This is a genomic window from Neobacillus sp. SuZ13, assembly GCF_030123365.1.
Classification (GTDB): domain Bacteria; phylum Bacillota; class Bacilli; order Bacillales; family Cytobacillaceae; genus Neobacillus.
In genome coordinates this window covers 2,576,089-2,593,305 of the sequence record NZ_CP126107.1, presented here as the reverse complement: position 1 = coordinate 2,593,305, position 17,217 = coordinate 2,576,089, and the positions used below count along the sequence as shown (strand labels likewise).

The 17,217-nt window shown below is 36.7% G+C and carries 17 protein-coding genes and 1 pseudogene; 3 read left to right on the top strand and 15 right to left on the bottom strand.

Features of this window, described 5'->3' with window-relative positions; translation table 11 throughout:
- Nucleotides 1-145 precede the first annotated feature (145 nt).
- Nucleotides 146-622, top strand: coding sequence for a translation initiation factor IF-3 (gene infC / locus QNH17_RS12470; protein WP_283878978.1), 477 nt, complete (start codon nucleotides 146-148; stop codon nucleotides 620-622).
- A 159-nt stretch (nucleotides 623-781) separates the two neighbouring features.
- Here the strand turns inward: infC and QNH17_RS12465 are convergent, their stop codons facing one another.
- From QNH17_RS12465 to QNH17_RS12445, 5 genes and pseudogenes are all read right to left on the bottom strand, one after another.
- Entirely contained in the window at nucleotides 782-1,330 is a 549-nt protein-coding gene (locus QNH17_RS12465; RefSeq protein ID WP_283878977.1) for a DUF3231 family protein, read from the bottom strand.
- Nucleotides 1,331-1,335: 5 nt separating this feature from the next.
- Nucleotides 1,336-1,893, bottom strand: a complete 558-nt coding sequence (locus QNH17_RS12460; protein WP_283878976.1) for a DUF3231 family protein — start codon at nucleotides 1,891-1,893, stop codon at nucleotides 1,336-1,338.
- 110 nt (nucleotides 1,894-2,003) lie between these two features.
- The gene (locus QNH17_RS12455) at nucleotides 2,004-2,933 is read right to left on the bottom strand and encodes a bifunctional helix-turn-helix transcriptional regulator/GNAT family N-acetyltransferase (RefSeq protein WP_283878975.1); all 930 of its coding nucleotides are present in this window, start codon (nucleotides 2,931-2,933) and stop codon (nucleotides 2,004-2,006) included.
- Nucleotides 2,934-3,379: 446 nt separating this feature from the next.
- Nucleotides 3,380-3,900: pseudogene (locus tag QNH17_RS12450) on the bottom strand (cupin domain-containing protein).
- 502 nt (nucleotides 3,901-4,402) lie between these two features.
- Complete coding sequence (locus QNH17_RS12445) at nucleotides 4,403-4,870, bottom strand: SRPBCC family protein (RefSeq protein WP_283878974.1); 468 nt, start codon at nucleotides 4,868-4,870, stop codon at nucleotides 4,403-4,405.
- Nucleotides 4,871-5,142: 272 nt separating this feature from the next.
- Between QNH17_RS12445 and QNH17_RS12440 the strand changes: the two genes are divergently transcribed.
- Entirely contained in the window at nucleotides 5,143-5,754 is a 612-nt protein-coding gene (locus tag QNH17_RS12440) for a cell wall hydrolase (RefSeq protein ID WP_283878973.1), read from the top strand.
- A 123-nt stretch (nucleotides 5,755-5,877) separates the two neighbouring features.
- Here the strand turns inward: QNH17_RS12440 and QNH17_RS12435 are convergent, their stop codons facing one another.
- From QNH17_RS12435 to allC, 4 genes are all read right to left on the bottom strand, one after another.
- Nucleotides 5,878-6,342, bottom strand: coding sequence for a CBO0543 family protein (locus QNH17_RS12435; protein WP_283878972.1), 465 nt, complete (start codon nucleotides 6,340-6,342; stop codon nucleotides 5,878-5,880).
- Nucleotides 6,343-6,684: 342 nt separating this feature from the next.
- On the bottom strand, nucleotides 6,685-7,035 hold the full coding sequence (locus QNH17_RS12430) for a VOC family protein (RefSeq protein WP_283878971.1): 351 nt from the start codon (nucleotides 7,033-7,035) through the stop codon (nucleotides 6,685-6,687).
- Between the two features lie 364 nt (nucleotides 7,036-7,399).
- Nucleotides 7,400-8,650 carry a pyridoxal-phosphate-dependent aminotransferase family protein gene (locus QNH17_RS12425; RefSeq protein WP_283878970.1) on the bottom strand — a complete coding sequence of 417 codons (1,251 nt, stop codon included), beginning with the start codon at nucleotides 8,648-8,650 and terminating at the stop codon, nucleotides 7,400-7,402.
- Between the two features lie 13 nt (nucleotides 8,651-8,663).
- A complete protein-coding gene (gene allC / locus QNH17_RS12420; RefSeq protein WP_283878969.1) occupies nucleotides 8,664-9,905 on the bottom strand; it encodes an allantoate deiminase in 1,242 nt (413 codons plus the stop codon).
- A gap of 171 nt (nucleotides 9,906-10,076) precedes the next feature.
- On the opposite strand from allC, the gene QNH17_RS12415 reads away from it, so the two are divergent.
- Entirely contained in the window at nucleotides 10,077-11,678 is a 1,602-nt protein-coding gene (locus QNH17_RS12415; protein WP_283878968.1) for a PucR family transcriptional regulator, read from the top strand.
- A 121-nt stretch (nucleotides 11,679-11,799) separates the two neighbouring features.
- Here QNH17_RS12415 and QNH17_RS12410 read toward each other — a convergent pair whose 3' ends face one another.
- The 6 genes from QNH17_RS12410 to QNH17_RS12385 form a co-directional block, all read right to left on the bottom strand.
- Nucleotides 11,800-11,946 carry a hypothetical protein gene (locus tag QNH17_RS12410; protein ID WP_283878967.1) on the bottom strand — a complete coding sequence of 49 codons (147 nt, stop codon included), beginning with the start codon at nucleotides 11,944-11,946 and terminating at the stop codon, nucleotides 11,800-11,802.
- 125 nt (nucleotides 11,947-12,071) lie between these two features.
- Nucleotides 12,072-12,413, bottom strand: a complete 342-nt coding sequence (locus QNH17_RS12405; protein WP_283878966.1) for a hypothetical protein — start codon at nucleotides 12,411-12,413, stop codon at nucleotides 12,072-12,074.
- Nucleotides 12,414-12,725: 312 nt separating this feature from the next.
- Nucleotides 12,726-13,337 carry a DedA family protein gene (locus tag QNH17_RS12400; protein WP_283878965.1) on the bottom strand — a complete coding sequence of 204 codons (612 nt, stop codon included), beginning with the start codon at nucleotides 13,335-13,337 and terminating at the stop codon, nucleotides 12,726-12,728.
- 61 nt (nucleotides 13,338-13,398) lie between these two features.
- Entirely contained in the window at nucleotides 13,399-14,538 is a 1,140-nt protein-coding gene (locus QNH17_RS12395; RefSeq protein WP_283878964.1) for a Ger(x)C family spore germination protein, read from the bottom strand.
- Nucleotides 14,535-15,995 carry a spore germination protein gene (locus QNH17_RS12390; RefSeq protein WP_283878963.1) on the bottom strand — a complete coding sequence of 487 codons (1,461 nt, stop codon included), beginning with the start codon at nucleotides 15,993-15,995 and terminating at the stop codon, nucleotides 14,535-14,537. The genes QNH17_RS12395 and QNH17_RS12390 overlap by 4 nt, the downstream gene beginning before the upstream one ends.
- The gene (locus tag QNH17_RS12385; RefSeq protein ID WP_283878962.1) at nucleotides 15,964-17,088 is read right to left on the bottom strand and encodes a GerAB/ArcD/ProY family transporter; all 1,125 of its coding nucleotides are present in this window, start codon (nucleotides 17,086-17,088) and stop codon (nucleotides 15,964-15,966) included. Before QNH17_RS12385 ends, QNH17_RS12390 begins: the two co-directional genes overlap by 32 nt.
- Between the last annotated feature and the right edge of the window lie 129 nt (nucleotides 17,089-17,217).

Here is a 17,217-nt window from a genome sequence, read left to right as displayed (position 1 = left end):
TTGCAGGAGAAAATTTTTATCACAGTCAGTAAATAAAAATCTTGATAGAGATTCTAGTTTAAGAGCCCTTCCACCCCCTGATTTTTTACATAAATTATATTGAATGAATATTAATTGGAGGGATTTTTTTATAAAAAAAATTATTATGAATGAGGCTATTCAGGCAAAAGAAGTGCGACTCGTATCAGAAAGCGGTCAACAAGTGTTTCCCACTGTTCAAGCGCTTGATATGGCGATTGAAATGGGATTAGACCTTATCCTAATAAGTGAATCGGATCCGCCAGTTTGTAAGATTTTAGATGGCGGAAAATACAAATTTGAATTACAGAAAAAAGAAAAGCAGAACAAGCAGAATCAGAAAACAATCGAAACAAAGGAAATCCGTATGACCATTACGATTGACGAAAATGACCTTCAAACAAAGATAAAAAGCGCAATTGCCTTTTTATCAAAAGGTTTTCATGTTAAGGTAAGCGTTCGGTTTCGCGGAAGAGAAATCACACATACAAATATCGGCGAAGAACTCCTTGCTAATTTTTGCCAAGAGGTTAGCCACTTGGTGAATTCTAAATCAAACCCCACATTGCAAGGACGCATGTTATCGGTTCTGTTAAAACCATAAAAATAGTCTTTAAGTACGAAAGTTCACAAAATGATAAAATAAGCCGATTACCAAATTGGGAAAATCGGCTTATTTCCAAATACAACGGTTGTTTGGCTATATCAACCTTATGTATTGCCTATTCTTTAATTGCGGTCACTATTACTTTTCTTTTCTCAGTCATAGACTGGGTGCACCGGGCGGATAATAGAACGGTGGCACTTTAAGCCAACCTCGTTTTTTCATAAGTGTTTTTATAATTACTCCAAAAGTCATGTATTCCTGTAAAAATTCAATCCATAATAAACTAACATCGGTACGAATGGACTCAATTATAGCGGTAGCACAAAATGAAATACCTAGATATATTTTAATACCAATGCTGTTTGCCAGTTCATCATCCGTCAACTTAACGCCTAACGGGACCTTATTTGGGTCAGAGATTGGTTTCGATTCACTTAAAGGGGGTAAAGGTACGCCTTCTAAACGCATAAATTCTGTCAGCCGTTCTATCTGAGATTTGAACATTTTTATGGACGCTTGAAAAGCTTTCTTCAATTCGGGGTCTGTTGTACTATTAATACCTGCTTCTGAATGCACTTGTTCCTCCGCCATTTCAGAAAGGAATGACCAGAAAGACATTACCTCACCAACATGTAAGGTTGATTTAGGCTCATCGTCCATCAACGATTGCAAAACATTTTTAACAGCTTCTAATATGTCTGGCACATATCTCACCTTCCTGTATTCGGTGAACCTGCTGGATTATACGGTGGAGGGGCTTTAAGCCATCCTCGTTTTCGCATTTTTGATTTAAAGATTGTTAAAAAGGTTATATGTTCCTGCAGAAATTTAGCCCACATCATACCAACATCGTTACGAATGATTTGAGCTGATGCATTCGCACAGTTTGTAATCGCCATCGATATTTTTTTCTTAAGACTGTTTGCAAGTTCTTTATCCGTTAACTTGACCCCTAACGGTACGCTGTTTGGATCTGAGATTGGTTTCGATTCACTTGTGGGTGGTAAGGGTACTCCTTCTAACCGTAAAAATTCTGTAAGCTTTTCTTTTTGCGATTTGAACATCTCTACTGCTTCATGAAGTGCTCTTCTCAATTCAGGATCGGTTGTGCTATTTATTCCTGCTTCCGTCTGTACCTGTGTCTCTACGCATAAAGCTAAAAATAACCAGCAAGACATAACTTCACCAACATGTAGGGGCGATTTGGGCTCTTCATCTATAAACGAATGTACTACATTTTTAATAGCCTCTAAAACATCTGGGGACATAATTCACCTTCCTTCTTTCATTTAATTTTTCCTGAAGGTATATTTTTCATGCAGGAAGTTTACTTTAAACAAACACCTGAAATCACTAGCAACTAGGTTATACCACCCAACTATTTTTCATCGGTTAGCTCTAAGTCCCATCGTTCTTCTACTAATTTCGAACCAGTCCACTCATAATTTTGTTTTTCTTCTGTTAATCCAAAATTATATTTATGGTATAGATGTCGAGCAGCACCTAAAACACTTACAGTCCATAGGAAAACATGCTTGTATCCTTGTTCTTTACAGAAATCGATAGCGGTCTCCATAAGTTTCTTACCAATACCCAACCCATGATAACTTTCATCCAAAATAAACCATCTTAATTGGGCGACATGTTCAGTGGATTTAGTAATCGCAATCGAACCTGCCATTTTACCATTTACTTCAGCAACCCACAGTTCTCCACCATCTGAATTGAACATAAATTCAGTCAAGCCCTTCATCACGTAATATTCAAACATTCGTCCAAACTTATATGTATTTTCGTACAAAGTTCCATGAAGATGTGCAACGAAACCAACATCTCCAGGTTGAAACGTTCGAATGGATACCTCTGATTGAGATGAATGTACTTTAGTGAAGATGGATTCTATCGTTTCCATGGAACTGATTAACTTGGTCAAATCACGGTTAGTTATTTCTTGAATCATTTTTCCCACTTCACGATTTGCATTTTCAACTAAATCATTAAAAATTTCCTTACCATTGTCAGTGAGATATAGTAAGTATTGGCGTTTATCGTCTGATGCCTGCTTTTTACTAATAATTTTTTCTTCCTCAAATTTTTGAACGATTCTGCTCATTTGCCCACGGTCTATTCCTAGATTTTCTCTAACCTCCGTTGCAGTACAACCGTTTCTAAAATTAATTTCAGTTATCACACGTGCTTCTGTTAAAGGAAAAGGTTTATTATAAATTTCTTGATCAATTTTACCTAGGACATTGGCATAATACCGATTGAAACTCCGAATTTTTTCTACATATTGAAGTTTTTCCATCTTTTTACCACCTCAATCTTCAGAATATTTAATATTAACAATAGTATATGATATTTAGTTGACTTGGTCAACTAAATATCATCATATAGGTACGACTGTAGAACACCTCATTCAGTTAAAAATATAAACAGCCTGAGTCTTTTTTTGACATCAGGCAACTAAGGGGTTTTTACAATAAATTTACATTTCATCAACTAATTTTTAATAAAACTCTTCTATAATGTTGGTAACAAGGATGATTTTGAGAGGAGTGGGCTGCATGCTCGAGTTCATGATTAGAATTGTTATCTTGATTCCCATTTGTATTTTAATGTAGTGTCGATTTTCTTTCTTTACTCTTTTCTGCTCATCCCTACTACTATTCTTCCCTATTCTCTCCACTCGACTAAGTCATTCCAAAAGGAAAATATCCCAATATCACACCAGACAATTCTCTAAATACAAATTTACTCTGGAAGCTGCTGGTAAGCTAATTTCATAATAATTTCATCATGATGCGGATATTTTTGGATGAGTTCATCTTGTGTAAACAATTCAAAGTCTCGAAATTCGAATCCGGGAGAAACCATACACCCTACAAGGGAGAATGTATCCTCTTCCATCACAGAAGATCCAAAGATTGAATTCTTTTTCACTAGGATTTGAGGTGCTTCTCCTTTTTCCAAATTCAATCCTAATTTCAATTCATGATATTCGCCATTTTCATCGATCACATGGATCGTCAACGGACTTCCCGCGTGAAAGTACCATAGTTCGTCCGACTTGAGCGGTGAAAATGGGAAACATCAACTGAAGTTAATAGAAAGTAGATACTTGTATATAATTTGCGCTGCCCCTCAAATGTCACTGATAATTCTTTATCTGTGATTTGTTCATCTGACTCGAATGTCCTTTTGTAATAGCCTCCTTCTGGATGTGGCGTAAGTCCTAGCTTGGACACCCAGTTATGTACTTCATTAGTATGCATGCAGCAATCACTCCTTTTCCTTAATTTGCACCAATTCGAATGAAATAATTAACACACGATCTCCACTTCGAATCTAGTGTCTAAAGGGTTTGAGAAAGAAATGCATAAAAAAAGCCCTGGAAGGACTCTTTAATACAAAGCATATTATTGATATTAATTTATTCAAAATCCTTCCAATCCTTCAAAATCTTTATCTTCACCATAATAATCTGTATCATTTTCTATATTGTTAAACCAACTTTTTTTGAACCAATTAATAATCTTCGAGAACATATTAACCACTCCTTATGGATTATAGTAGATTTCAAAAAATGATTTGATCTTTGTACTACTTCATAATAAGGGTCCAATGTAAATGCAGTATTAATTTGCTCTAAATTATTGGTTAATTTTTTATTACACTTACTTTAAGTTTCTTATGTTTCTCTTTATTCCATTTCAAAATAATAAAAAGTATACAAGGCCTATGAATAAAAAAAAGCAAGTGACTAGCCTACCCAAGTCACCTGCTCCTTCGTTTCACATAATATAGAGTTCTTTTTATTTCTTTTTCAACTTTTTGAAAAAATGTTTCCATATTCTTGTTAGCCCCGCTCTCTAAAAAGCGCTGACCTGCTATGGCAATTGCCCCGGTTACTTCTGCCTCAGCTTGACAGTGCAATTTAGCCGCCCGCTCGAAGTCTTTTATATACAGATCGGCTTTACCTGCGATTTCACCAATATTACCTGTACCTTTCACATGCAGCCGGTACAAGGAAGCGGACTTCTTCTCCTCGAGCCGAATCTCAAGAGTAAAGAGATCTTGAATCGGACCCATCTTGATTTCCAACTCCGCCTGATATACACCCTTTGATGTTTCAATAAAAGACTTACACCCAGGGATGGCGTTCCTTAGAACTTTTTCATCCTTTATATACTTCCATACAATGTTCCTTGGCAATCCGAACGTATACTCGTGCTCAATTTTCAAAGTTTCCCCTCCTCTGACCATGCCAAACAGTTGCAACTAAAATGGCAATTATTTATTTATATTCAAAGAAAAGCAGGATTGTTAAAAAATAATCTCAAAAATACAAATAAAAAACGACATCGGGCATTTCGAAGCCGTTTTTGTTCTTAGACAGAAGATTTCATTTCTATGTAACTAAACTGTAAAACTAAACTCTCCTAATTGTAATACTATTCTATTATTTCCATTCATAGTAATAGATTTATCGAAAGCTAACTAGGAGGACTAGAAAAATGAAAAATCTTACTATGGTATTTCTATTACTCGTGTCACTATTATTTGCTTCCCCTGCTTTTGCTTTTCCGATGAAACATGGGGACACGCTGTCTAATAGTTTAATAGTACATAAATTAAATCAACAAGAGATGAAAGCTGTCACTCTACAAAATGATGAACTTGACCTACATTCTATTCGTGTAAAAGCTTCTACTACAAAACATCATACTTCTAGTGAATCCCCCAAAAAAGAATCCGTTAAATTACGTCTTTCAAACAAGGAAATAGACCTACTCGCTAGGTTAGTTCGTGCGGAGGCACAGACGGAACCTTACGAAGGAAAGATTGCGGTGGCTTGCGTGGTGCTTAATAGAGTTGAAAGCAAAAAATTTCCGGACACCATAAAAGAAGTCATATATGACCCTGGTCAATTTCAACCTGTTAGTAATGGTGAAATCAACAAGCCAGCTGATAAGGAATCAATTAAAGCTGTTAAAGCAGCATTATCTGAGCAACGCCAACTAGCACCAGGAGCTTTATTTTTCTATAACCCCGCGATAGCAAAAAGTCGGTGGCTCGATTCAAGAAAAACAACAATGGTTATTGGGCGACATGTCTTTAAAAAATAGAGGGAGACATTTTTCCTATCACAAAACTTGAATATACAGTTAAATATGTAAAGTAAAATGCATATAAATTCGCACCGTATTTACGGTGCCTTTTATTTAATCAAAAAAATCAGCCTAGATTACTTAAATATCTCTTTCCTTCCTGTTTATCAATTGCATAAAAAAACGGATAAACATTATTAGAAGAAAGGTGCTGATATATGTGTATTTCCATGTCCATGTATGGTATTTAATTAACTCGGTATATCTTTCAAAAAAAATCTCAATTATCGTTAAAACAGTGGTGTACAAAATACATTGTAGAACAATGTTGAGATAGCTTGAACGATAAGTCGTTTGATAAAAGTAAATACAAACAACTGGAAATAGAAGATATTCATAAAGAAGGCTGGAACTAAAATAGTGACTAAGAAATCTCACTGGATATTCGAGCATGTTCTCTTCTACCACAAGAACACCAAAAAACGTTGAAAAATAAGAGGACAATGAAAAAATTAAAATCCAATTTTTGATTGGTGGTTTTCTTAAACTAGAAAACAAAAGGGCGATCCCGATTATTAGCAGTGACCACAATATTATTCTTTCCATAGATAAAATAGCCCCCTATCTTTACATGCTTATCAATGAGTATAACCAAAGTAAAGATCAAAGATTTTATCAATTGCATAAAACCCATTAAAAAATTCCGGAAAAGCACCCGATCGTAATATAAGGTAGCCAGTGTGTAGACTCTTCAGGTAAGTTTCCTGCATCGGTAAACCGTATTACAAAACGTGGCTCGTGTTAGCTTCGCCACGCCTTGTAAATGGCTGTTCAAAATGATATTCGGAATTCCCGTAAAAAGAAAACGACTGATGAGATCATTCCAGGTAATAGAAGACTACAAAGAGTTATACGACAAACTATTAACTGGTTAAGCTAAAAAAGGTTTTAACACTTGCACACCATCAAATGATTGCCATCAGGGTCTTTAAAATTAAACCATTGGTTATGCTCTATTCCTGTTGTTATTTCTACATTCTTTTCCCTCATAAACTCGTAAGCATCTTCTATATTATTCGTATTGAAATGAAATAGTGGGACTTTGAATATATTTTCAACTGAATAAATTTTGCTATCTAATACAATCCCTGTTCCATTCATAGGTACTATAAACAAATGACCAAATAATATTTCGCCTTCTGCTGCTAAACCAAGTATGTCACAATACCAATTACGTGCCTCTTCAATATTACGTACAGGAATAAAAACTGTCCCGATTTGATTTAGTATAGGATTCATAAATACCTCCAATATATATGACATTAATTTACTAATATTATCAATTCGTCGATAGGTCTCTTTTTCCCTTTTCTTATTGTAGTACTAAACTGCATCTTTAAGTTGGACAATGAAAAATCCAGCTGGATGACAGCTGATTCTTAAACTCAAGCACCCTTATAGTTTAAATACAATTCTTCACCATTCAGCGTAATTTCCGCAAAAATCCGCCAGGGCGATCATTTTTTTTTGACACTAGAACGCTGCGATTCACATGTGTTAATTAGGCAGCGGTAATTAAAGCGATAGGTAACCTAGCATTAAGAAAAAAAGGTACCGATCCCCATTTTCTGAACAAATAAGGACCGGCACCCTAGTATTTTCTCTATTTCAACACTGCCATACGATTCTCTACAGCATAGACATCAAGCGCAGCCTGTAATGCTTGTCCACGATTTACGTTTACTCCATGACGAATCAATACCGCTTCTAATCCACTTAGAACAGACAACACATTTTCCTGTCGGCAGCTATATCCCATCGTTCCAATTCTCCATATCTTTCCGTGGAGTGGTCCAAAGGAGGAAGCTATTTCGATACTGAAGGCATCGAGCAGCATTTTCCGGACGGATTCTCCGTCTACCCCGTTTGGAATTTCTACGCAGGTAACACATGGCAGTTTATGCTCGGCTTCGCCAAATTGCTGCAAACCCATTGCCTCCAGCCCTGCAACTAACGCGGTTTCGTGGTACTTATGACGTTCAAATCGCTGTTCAAGTCCCTCCTCTAACACTAATCGAAGCCCCTCATACAGAGCATAAATCATTGAAGTGGCCTCGGTATGATGGTTGAGTCTTCTTGGGCCCCAATAATCCTGGAGCATGCTTAAATCAAAATAGTTGCTTGCTATCGGATAACTGCTTCGGGAATAGAGAAGGTCCTCTTCAGTCGCGATTCCGCGTTCGACCTTTTTACGGGCCTTTAGAATGCTTTCAATTCGTTCATTAAAGGTAATTGGTGCCATCCCAGATGGAACGGATAAGCATTTTTGCGTACCGCCAATTAAACCGTCAATACACCATTCATCGGTTTTGACATCAACACCACCAATGGAAGCGACCGCATCCACCACGAGCAATACGTCCTGTTCACGACAGGCTTGCCCAATCTCTTTCAGCGGCTGCATTCGACCCGTAGATGTTTCGCCATGCACAATCGCTAAAATTTTCGGCTCTACCCGCTCCATTTCATCAATGACAGCTTGCGGATCAAAAACTTCTCCCCACTGACACTCCATCGTATACACTTCCGCACCGTATCTTTCACAAATCTCTACTAATAAATGGCCGAATCTCCCAAAAATCGGTACAAGCACCCTGTCTCCCGGTTCGATGATACTGCAAAGGATGGCTTCATTTCCGGAACGGGATGTGCCATCGATGGGAAATGCCCAGCGATTTTTCGTTTGGAAAACTTGCCGAAGCATTTCCATGACTTGGTTCATAATATTTGTAAAAGCAGGATCGAATTGACCTAAGATAGGTGTGCTCATCGCACGCAATACTCTAGGGTCGACTTCCACGGGCCCTGGAGTCATTATCGTTCTCATTGGGGTATGCAACTCAGAAAATGCCATCTCTAACCACTCCTTAATATGCTAGTTTATATAAAACTTCAGTTAATAGATCAATTCCTGTTTCTAAATCTTCCAAGCTCGTAAATTCTTTTGGTGAATGACTGATACCTTTTTGACTTGGGACAAATAATAAAGATGTGGGGCATTTCATACCAAATACTTGGGAATCATGCCCTGCGCCCGAGATCATGTCTTGATAACGGTAGTTTTTCCGTTCGGCGATTTCGCGAGCCCACTCACACATCTCCGCGTCCATCTTAACTGGCTTTACATCCATCCATTGGGAGATTGCAATTTCCATACTTAAGCTTTCAGTATATCGTTTAAACTCTGTGAGAATCTCGTTACAATATAGATCAATAACCTCTTCCTGATGATGGCGAATATCCAGGCTAAACTCTACCTCACCCGCGACTACATTCGGTACATTCGGTTTTACCTGTAATCTTCCCACCGTTGCCACTAATTGCGGGTTCGCCGCTTTCGCTTTTTCTGTTAAATAGGAAATAAAATAGGAAGCGGTAGTAAGCGCATCCTTCCGATATGACATCGGGGTCGTCCCTGCGTGGTTACTTTCTCCCTTGATGCGAATGGTATACCGGCGTTGACCTACAATATGTGTCACGATCCCCACCTGTTTCTGATTTTTCTCAAGAACCATCCCTTGTTCTATATGAATCTCAACAAAACGTTCCACATCATCGCGAAAGGGAGACGAATACTTTTCAGGATCAAATCCCACTTCTTTCATCGCTTCCAAAAATGGAATTCCCGCGGTGTCATTCACCTCTGTTACCCAGTCAAGGGTATATGTACCACAGATATTTCTTGATCCCCAAAAGGTAAGGGGAAAACGACTCCCTTCTTCTTCACTCAGAGAGACCACTTCGATCGTTTTCTTTGGGTATCCATATGCTTGAAAAAGCCTCATTACTGCAATGAAACTGGCAAGAATTCCATAGGCACCATCATATTTCCCGCCATCGATGACCGTATCAACGTGAGAGCCGGTCAAGATTGTCTTCCCATTTAAATCTGTTCCTGGTAATCTTCCAAATAAATTCCCGACACTGTCAAAGTACGTATGCAGTTTCGCTTGGTCCATTATATTTTTTAATGCCTGCTGCGCCTCCAGCCAGGATGGAGAATACAAAAGTCTTGTTACTCCCCCGTTCTCCGTTGCTCCAATCGAAGCAAGCCATTCAATCATTGCTCCCACCTGACCTTTTTCCAAGTTGTCTACTTGAATGGCCATCCACTTCACTCCTCACCATAAATTCTTATATTCCTAGTTTATAATCATATTAAATGAACATCATTAGAGAAAACGTAAAAATTATCGTAAATTTTTATGCAAATTAACTAAATCATGATAAAATAAATGAAATATTTTCAGTGTTTTGATTTTTCACAAGGAGTGTTTTCCATGAAAGTAAATGAAGTCTTAACGATTTCACATTTAGCAGGAATGACGATTATCGCCGGAGAATCTGGAACAGGACGTGAAGTGGAATCCGTCAATATGATGGATGCACCCGATATTATTCCATTCTTACATGCAAATGAATTTCTTATCACAACCGCTTATCATTTCAAAGACCAGCCCTATAAGCTAATCGAGCTAATACAAGCGATGGCTGAACAAAGTTGTGCTGGACTAGCGATCAAGACGAAACGCTTTCTAGAAAAAGTACCACCAGAAGTTATAAATTTGGCAAACGAGCTAGCTTTCCCCATAATTGAACTACCATTAGAATTATCACTTGGCGAAATTGTCAATCATACATTACGAGCAATATTGGATCAACGGGCTGCTGAATTGACACTTGCATTAGAGACCCACAAGCAATTTACCAAAATCATTATGGAAGGGAAAGGGATTAAATTCTTACTTCAAGATTTATCTCAAGTGATCAGGAGGCCTGTTCAATTAATTGATCAGCATTTCAAGCCGATTTATCAACCGATCACGAACCTAGACTTCCCTTTAATTCTGGATGGTCTTCACATTCCTTCTATAATGACTACTCCCATTTCATTGTCAGTCCGATCCACTAAACAGACCTGTACTTTATTCCCTGTACACATCAGTGAAAGGAAAAAAGGATTTCTTATGATTATAGGGGAAATTGAGAAAACCGATCATCTGATATCATTAACGATAGAACAAGCTGCCAATGTAATCTCGTTTGCAATTATGAAGGAACATGCACTACGACAGCAAGAACGAAGTAAACGAAATGATTTCTTCCTTCATTTTTCAGATGGTACATTTTCTTCTCATGAGGAAATTATTGGTCGAGCAGCGGAGTTTTCTTTACAAAATGACCAGAGGTATATTTGTGCAGTTGGTAAAATCGACAGGGACAACCATCACCCTAGCTTTACCGAGCGCCTTGAAAAAGCAGATGATATTTATGATTTTATGGAAGGGGAAGTCTCTGTTATAACTCCCTGCATCCACTTTTTCACAAAAGGTGAAACTTGTATTCTTTTATTTGAAATTCAAGAAACACTCGGGGCGCCAAGTGCTTACTGTGAATCGACCTTACTTCACCTTCAGGAAAAAGTCTCTACTTACTTCGGGAATACGATTTCCTTTGGTGTGAGTCATATAACCCATACGTTTCTTGATGTTAAAAAAGCTTACAAAGACGCTGTAGACGCCTTAGCACAGGGGCAGTTTTCAAAGAAAATTGCCTATATCCAAACATATCATACCAAGGATGTCATGGAATTATTGCGAATGGTCCCTCATGATGAATTAAAGAATTTTTATACAATTGTCCTAAGTCGATTGGCAGACACAAATGTTGAAGATGATCAGACACTGCTAGACACATTGTCTGTCTATTTAGAGACACACTGCCAAATCTCCGAAACAGCCAAACGGTTATATGTTCATCGGAACACAGTCATTTATCGAATTGAAAAGTGTGAAGAAATTCTCGGAAAAAGCTTAAAGGATTCAGAAACAACCATGCAATTGAGAGTTGCCTTACGGATTAAAAAGAGTCTATTTCCTTAAAGGAAATAGACATCGAAAGCACCTGTTATTAAAAATTAAGGGCTGTGTTAAACTTGTCTGTTGAATTCCGCTCCAATCAACAGAGTGATTAAATCAACAATCCCCTTTAACACAGCCAAAATTAAAGCAACTTATTTATGTCATTTTCAGTAACCAATACTACTTTTCCCCGTTCATCTTCTTTTTTAATTTCGTATTGACCATTTTTATAGTCGTATATTATCGTATAAACATCTCCAGCGAAAAGAACTTTGTCATTAGTGCTCATAAGAAGACCTCCCCAATATTTTTATCTAGATATTTTAATACAATAATCTTTGTGTTTCTCCATTTTTGTTAACTAATCTTACGTAATATTTGCATAGGAGAAATTACGGTATACAATTCTCGCCTTCATCTAAGATTAATATCCCACATAAATCCCTGGAGCCTTCTAATGAGACCTCCATTTCCAAATCGTATAAATTTCTGGTGCTCCTTCACCGCCCCACAATCTTTACTAAAATCCAAAAATTTCAGAATGAAGATCCGACGATATTGAATACGTTCAATTCCAATTCCATAAAACCACTGATCAATCGTATTATAAACACCCTTGTTTAACCCATATTGTGAATGACACCATTGAAAAAACTGTAAATCAGGCAAATTAAGATATTCACTTTTTTCTAAGGAATTCTGTTTTTTCAATTTTAAGGTAATCTCGACAGTATGAGAGTTTTGGGTATGCACCATGAATATCCTCCTTTTTAATTATGATGATGGCCTTTCAAGAAGATTTCTTTTTAATATTCTCCGATCCAAAACCAATAAAAAAGACTCCTGTAATGAACAGGAGCCTTTGGTAGTCCAATCGGCTTTTAAACTAGAAGTAAAAAATAAGTATATTCTTATTTCACCTACAGGTTTACTTGGTATTAAAAAAACTGTTGAATTTACTATAAAACTTAAATAGGGTGTTGTCAATCCATTACTTTGAATTTTTAGATATTTTTTAATGTATTGGCGCTGGAAGCCTTTATGAAAGCTTAGTTTATATTTACAGTCTCATGCTAAACCCCGTTGCTTTAATCGATTTCTTCTCTTCCGAAAAAAATATATGATTATTAATAGGGCCAAGAAGAAGGTAATTATATAAATACTGTATGTTGACATATATCGTTCAACGGTATGCCAATTTTCGCCTAATATCCTTCCTAGTGTGATAAAAGCAAAACTCCATATGAGTGCACCAGTATAGGCGTAAACAGTAAATTTTTTAAAGGGAAAGCGGTTGACAGCTCCAATATAAGCGGTAAGATGCCGTACCCCGGGTATAAAATATCCAAACAATAAAAGAAATGGTCCGAATTTCCGGAATAATTTCATGGTTTTATTCATTTTTTGTTCGGTAATGTGAAATTTCGGTCCATATTTTGTGATTAAAGGCAGCCCAAATCTATAACCAATATAGTAGCTAAGTGAAATCCCTGCCGATGCCCCAATAAAAGCACTTACAATAGAAATTATATAGGATAATTCCCCCTTAAACACATTGTAACCAATATAGGTTAGAAGAACCTCATCGGGTAGAGGAAGTCCTACAATACCGCCAATTAAGGCAAATATGATTCCGAAGTACCCATAATGTTCTAACAGGTAAACAATATGATTCTGCATTTTTTCATCATCCTATTTGGTAATGTCTAACCATCACTTTTGATTTTGCTGATACCTGACCCTATTCATATTTATAGCTGTTAAAATGAAAAATTTGCACCTTAACCTTTAGATCCGTTAAAGAGTCATTATCTAAATAAAAGACTTTAGTTTTTTGTAAGTCGCTATATGGTTTCGCGTGTTTTCTATACCACTTTTCACCCACATTCAGTATATCTGTTTTATTTTTTACACCATTTTTATAAATGGAAGTGACCTTTCTTTTTATATCTTCTTCAATTAATTCCACTAAATCCGGTTCGGGAATATCTTTGATTTTTTCTACCAAGTCTGCTTGTACTGACAATTCTATCGAAAACATTGGGCTAGTAGTCCCCTTCTCATATTTTACCTTCATTTTGGGAGTACCTAGTTTCACGACAGCTACAAGTTTTCCCTCTTTATCAACTCTTTGATCTAAAGAAACCTTTTTCTCTAACAACCAATTAATATATACAGCGTTTTTGAAAGGAAGGACTTTTATAAATTTTTGCTGTTGAAAAATGGCATATCCATCCAAAAATACGATTGGGTATTTTTCATCAGCCTTCCAACTTTGAGGATCGATCCTTACCAAAGGCAATTTCGCCACACCCATCGGCTCATAATATTCTTTCAAAAAGTGCATTAGGGTCATAGGCTTTAGTTCATCTTGATACAATTCGTTCTTTTCCTTTCTAAAAAGAACCGTGTATACGGCTGGATAATCAAATAAAGCCTTGATATTAAAAATTTCTTTAATATCCTCATCTGTAGTCAATATTCGTAAGGTATGCCGAAGCGAACGATTCCTTCCCATTTCTACAATTACTTCTTTAAAATGATTCTTCACTATTCTCTGACTTAGTACAAGTGTTTCTACATGGCCAAAAAATAACGGAGGCTCCGACTTTTTATATAGATTACCAACGGCTAAATTTAGTGTTTCTCCCCTTGCTGATGCAATAAAATTCGGGATGGGTTCAGCAGGCTTACTTCCTTCTACTTTTGCCACATTCGCGAAATTTAGGGATTGTAGATACGCAATATACTCCTTCTTTTTTTCATCATAATCCATACCAATGGCCACAACATAGGTTACATCTTGAATATTTTTTAAACCTGAACAACCGGAAAGCATCAGACAACCGACAAATAAAGAAACCAGCCATTTCCCATTCATGATTGATTATCTCCCCTTGTTGGATCATCTGGACTAGTTAAGGTGGTTCTCTCTTTATAAAATTGGCTTGGTGCCCTAAAGAATGACTTAATCATTCCCTTTAGACTGATGGGCGACAGTGAACCTAAGTATGGAGACCCAAAAGAAGAAAGGGTGGAAAAGTAAAAAACAGTTAGAATAAAGCCAATAATGACTCCGAATATTCCAAAAAAGGTGCTCATTAAGATAATTGCAAATCTTAAAATGGTAACTGCCGTACTTAGAGTTTGATTCACTAACGTAAATGATGAAATATATGTAATGGCTGCTACTACAAGCATGGTTGGTGATGTTAACCCAGCGCGAATAGCAGCATCCCCTACGATTAAGCCTCCTAATACAGCTACGGTTTGTCCAATTGCTCGTGGCAAGCGTACCCCTGCTTCATTAAAAAGTTCAAATAAAAATAGAACAATAAACATTTCAAGCGGAGAGGATAATGGCAGCCCAAAACGCGAGATTGTGATCGTCGCAACAAGTAAATAGGGAACCTGTTCAATATTATAGGCAGAAAATGCGATCCAGGCACCGGGTAAAAACGCTGATATGATTAACCCTAATATCCTAATAGTTCTTTCTATAGATACATAAGCATAACTAATGTAAGTGTCCTCGGGTGATTTAATTTGCAATAATATATTGACTGGTGCAATAGAGACTGTAGGATTTCCATCAACAATAAGAGCAAACCGCCCCTGGTTCAATGCCTGAACAATAAAGTCAGGTCTACCGGTATAATCCATACTCGGGAAGATGGAAAACGGTCGGTCACGTACAAGTGATTCAAGTTCATGAATACTCGTTAATATATCCAAGTCTAATTTATCTATCCTTTGATGGATTTCATCCAGAACCCGCTGATCAATAATATCATCTATGTACATGATTGCTACCTTTGTTCTACTTCTTTTACCAATCGTGTATTTCTCTAAACATAATGAAGAGGTGTTAAGCCTTCGCCTAATTAAGGATATATTTGTTTGGATGTCCTCTACAAATCCATCTTTAGGACCCCTTATTGACGTCTCAAGTGCGGACTCTTCAGGAAGACGCTTAGGAAGGAAACATGCCTGAATACTAAAAAAAGAATCAGCGATATAAAATATGACATTCCCATCAAATAGTAAAATGGATAAATCGTCTAAGGATTTTGAACTTACATCTTCTGCTTTATAAAAGCTTTTGAGTTTATATTTGACGGAATCTTCTTTATCATCACTGAGTTTGGGTAAAATATATTGATCTAAATAATGGGCATCAACTAAGCTTTCAAAATAGATGATTTCATATGTTTCCATATGTGTATGGTGCTCAATCACTCGTAGATCTTGACTTTTTCTAAATTGTGTTTTTAGATTTTCGGCTTTTTCCTTAAAACTCTCATTGCTAAGTGGATTCGTGAATATTTTTCTTACCATGTTTTTCATCCCTTTTCTTTAATACTTTTAGAATGATGGCTGATAACAAAATTTGAAAAAGGAAAAAGGCCATACAAGCAGGAAGAAAGTATTTATAGATAACCCGATTGAAATAATATGTCTCTACTTTTATTGTCATCAGACCGAACAAAAAGAGATACAAACCGCCAACAAGCTTTGGGTTCAGTCGATAATGTTTCTTTTTATTCGTAAAAAAAGTACCTAAAAGATACATGAATAAACCGATCCGAATCAACGCTCCACTCAACCATTGATATAAAGCGAAAAAATCTAAATGTGATATATATTCACCAATGCTTAATACACGCCACTGCTCATAAGCAGGATACCGGAAATAGACAGCTTCAGTTGCCCCAAACTCCATGATTGATGCAGAAAGTGGCCCAAAGATTAAGCCTGTTAAGAATGTCATTAATAAAAACAACTGTTTAAATTTAATCGGTTCCTGCGAGAATGGCTGCAACAAAATCACTATATAAATTTCAAGAAGTCCAGATAAAACATAGATTACCCCTCTAATAAGTGGAGAATAACCGTCTGCAAACAAAGGAAATAAAAAACTCGGTTCCTTTAAACTCGTATTTGAAATAGCAATAAATATTCCAAATATCACAACAAGCGGTAGTAAAAACCCACTAGAAATTGCCATGCTTTTGACCCCAGCAAGTGTGATAAGGAAACAGACAAAAATTAAAACGCAATTAATCATAAAAACAGATGCATCCGCGAGAAAATAAGCCTTTAACCAGGTCATTAAGTCTCTAAAAGTGACATAGGAGCTCGTGAATAGAAATAGAATAACGGGAATTGAAAGTAAAGTAGAGAAAGTCCTGCCAAGTCGATTTCTAATCAAAGTAAAGTAACCTTCATTCGGACTGTTTTTCACTATATAATAGACCAGCCATAGAAAGAAAAGAGAAATCGGATATGCCACAATCACACTTAACCAGCTATCTCTTCCGGCAGCTGTTAGCAAGTTCGGGATAAGAATGACATGGTTAAGTAATCCTGTAGAAAGGATCAAAAGCAATAATAATTGTCGTGGAAGGAGGATTTTCGTTAAGTTTTGCATTAAGTTCACCGATTTTTCCCATTTTAGGTATTATTATCACCATGAATGAAAAATATATGTTTTCCTGTTGATCGGCACCTGTCGATAAATAAAAAAAGTCATGCCCTCTACTCTTCATGAGTAGTTGGG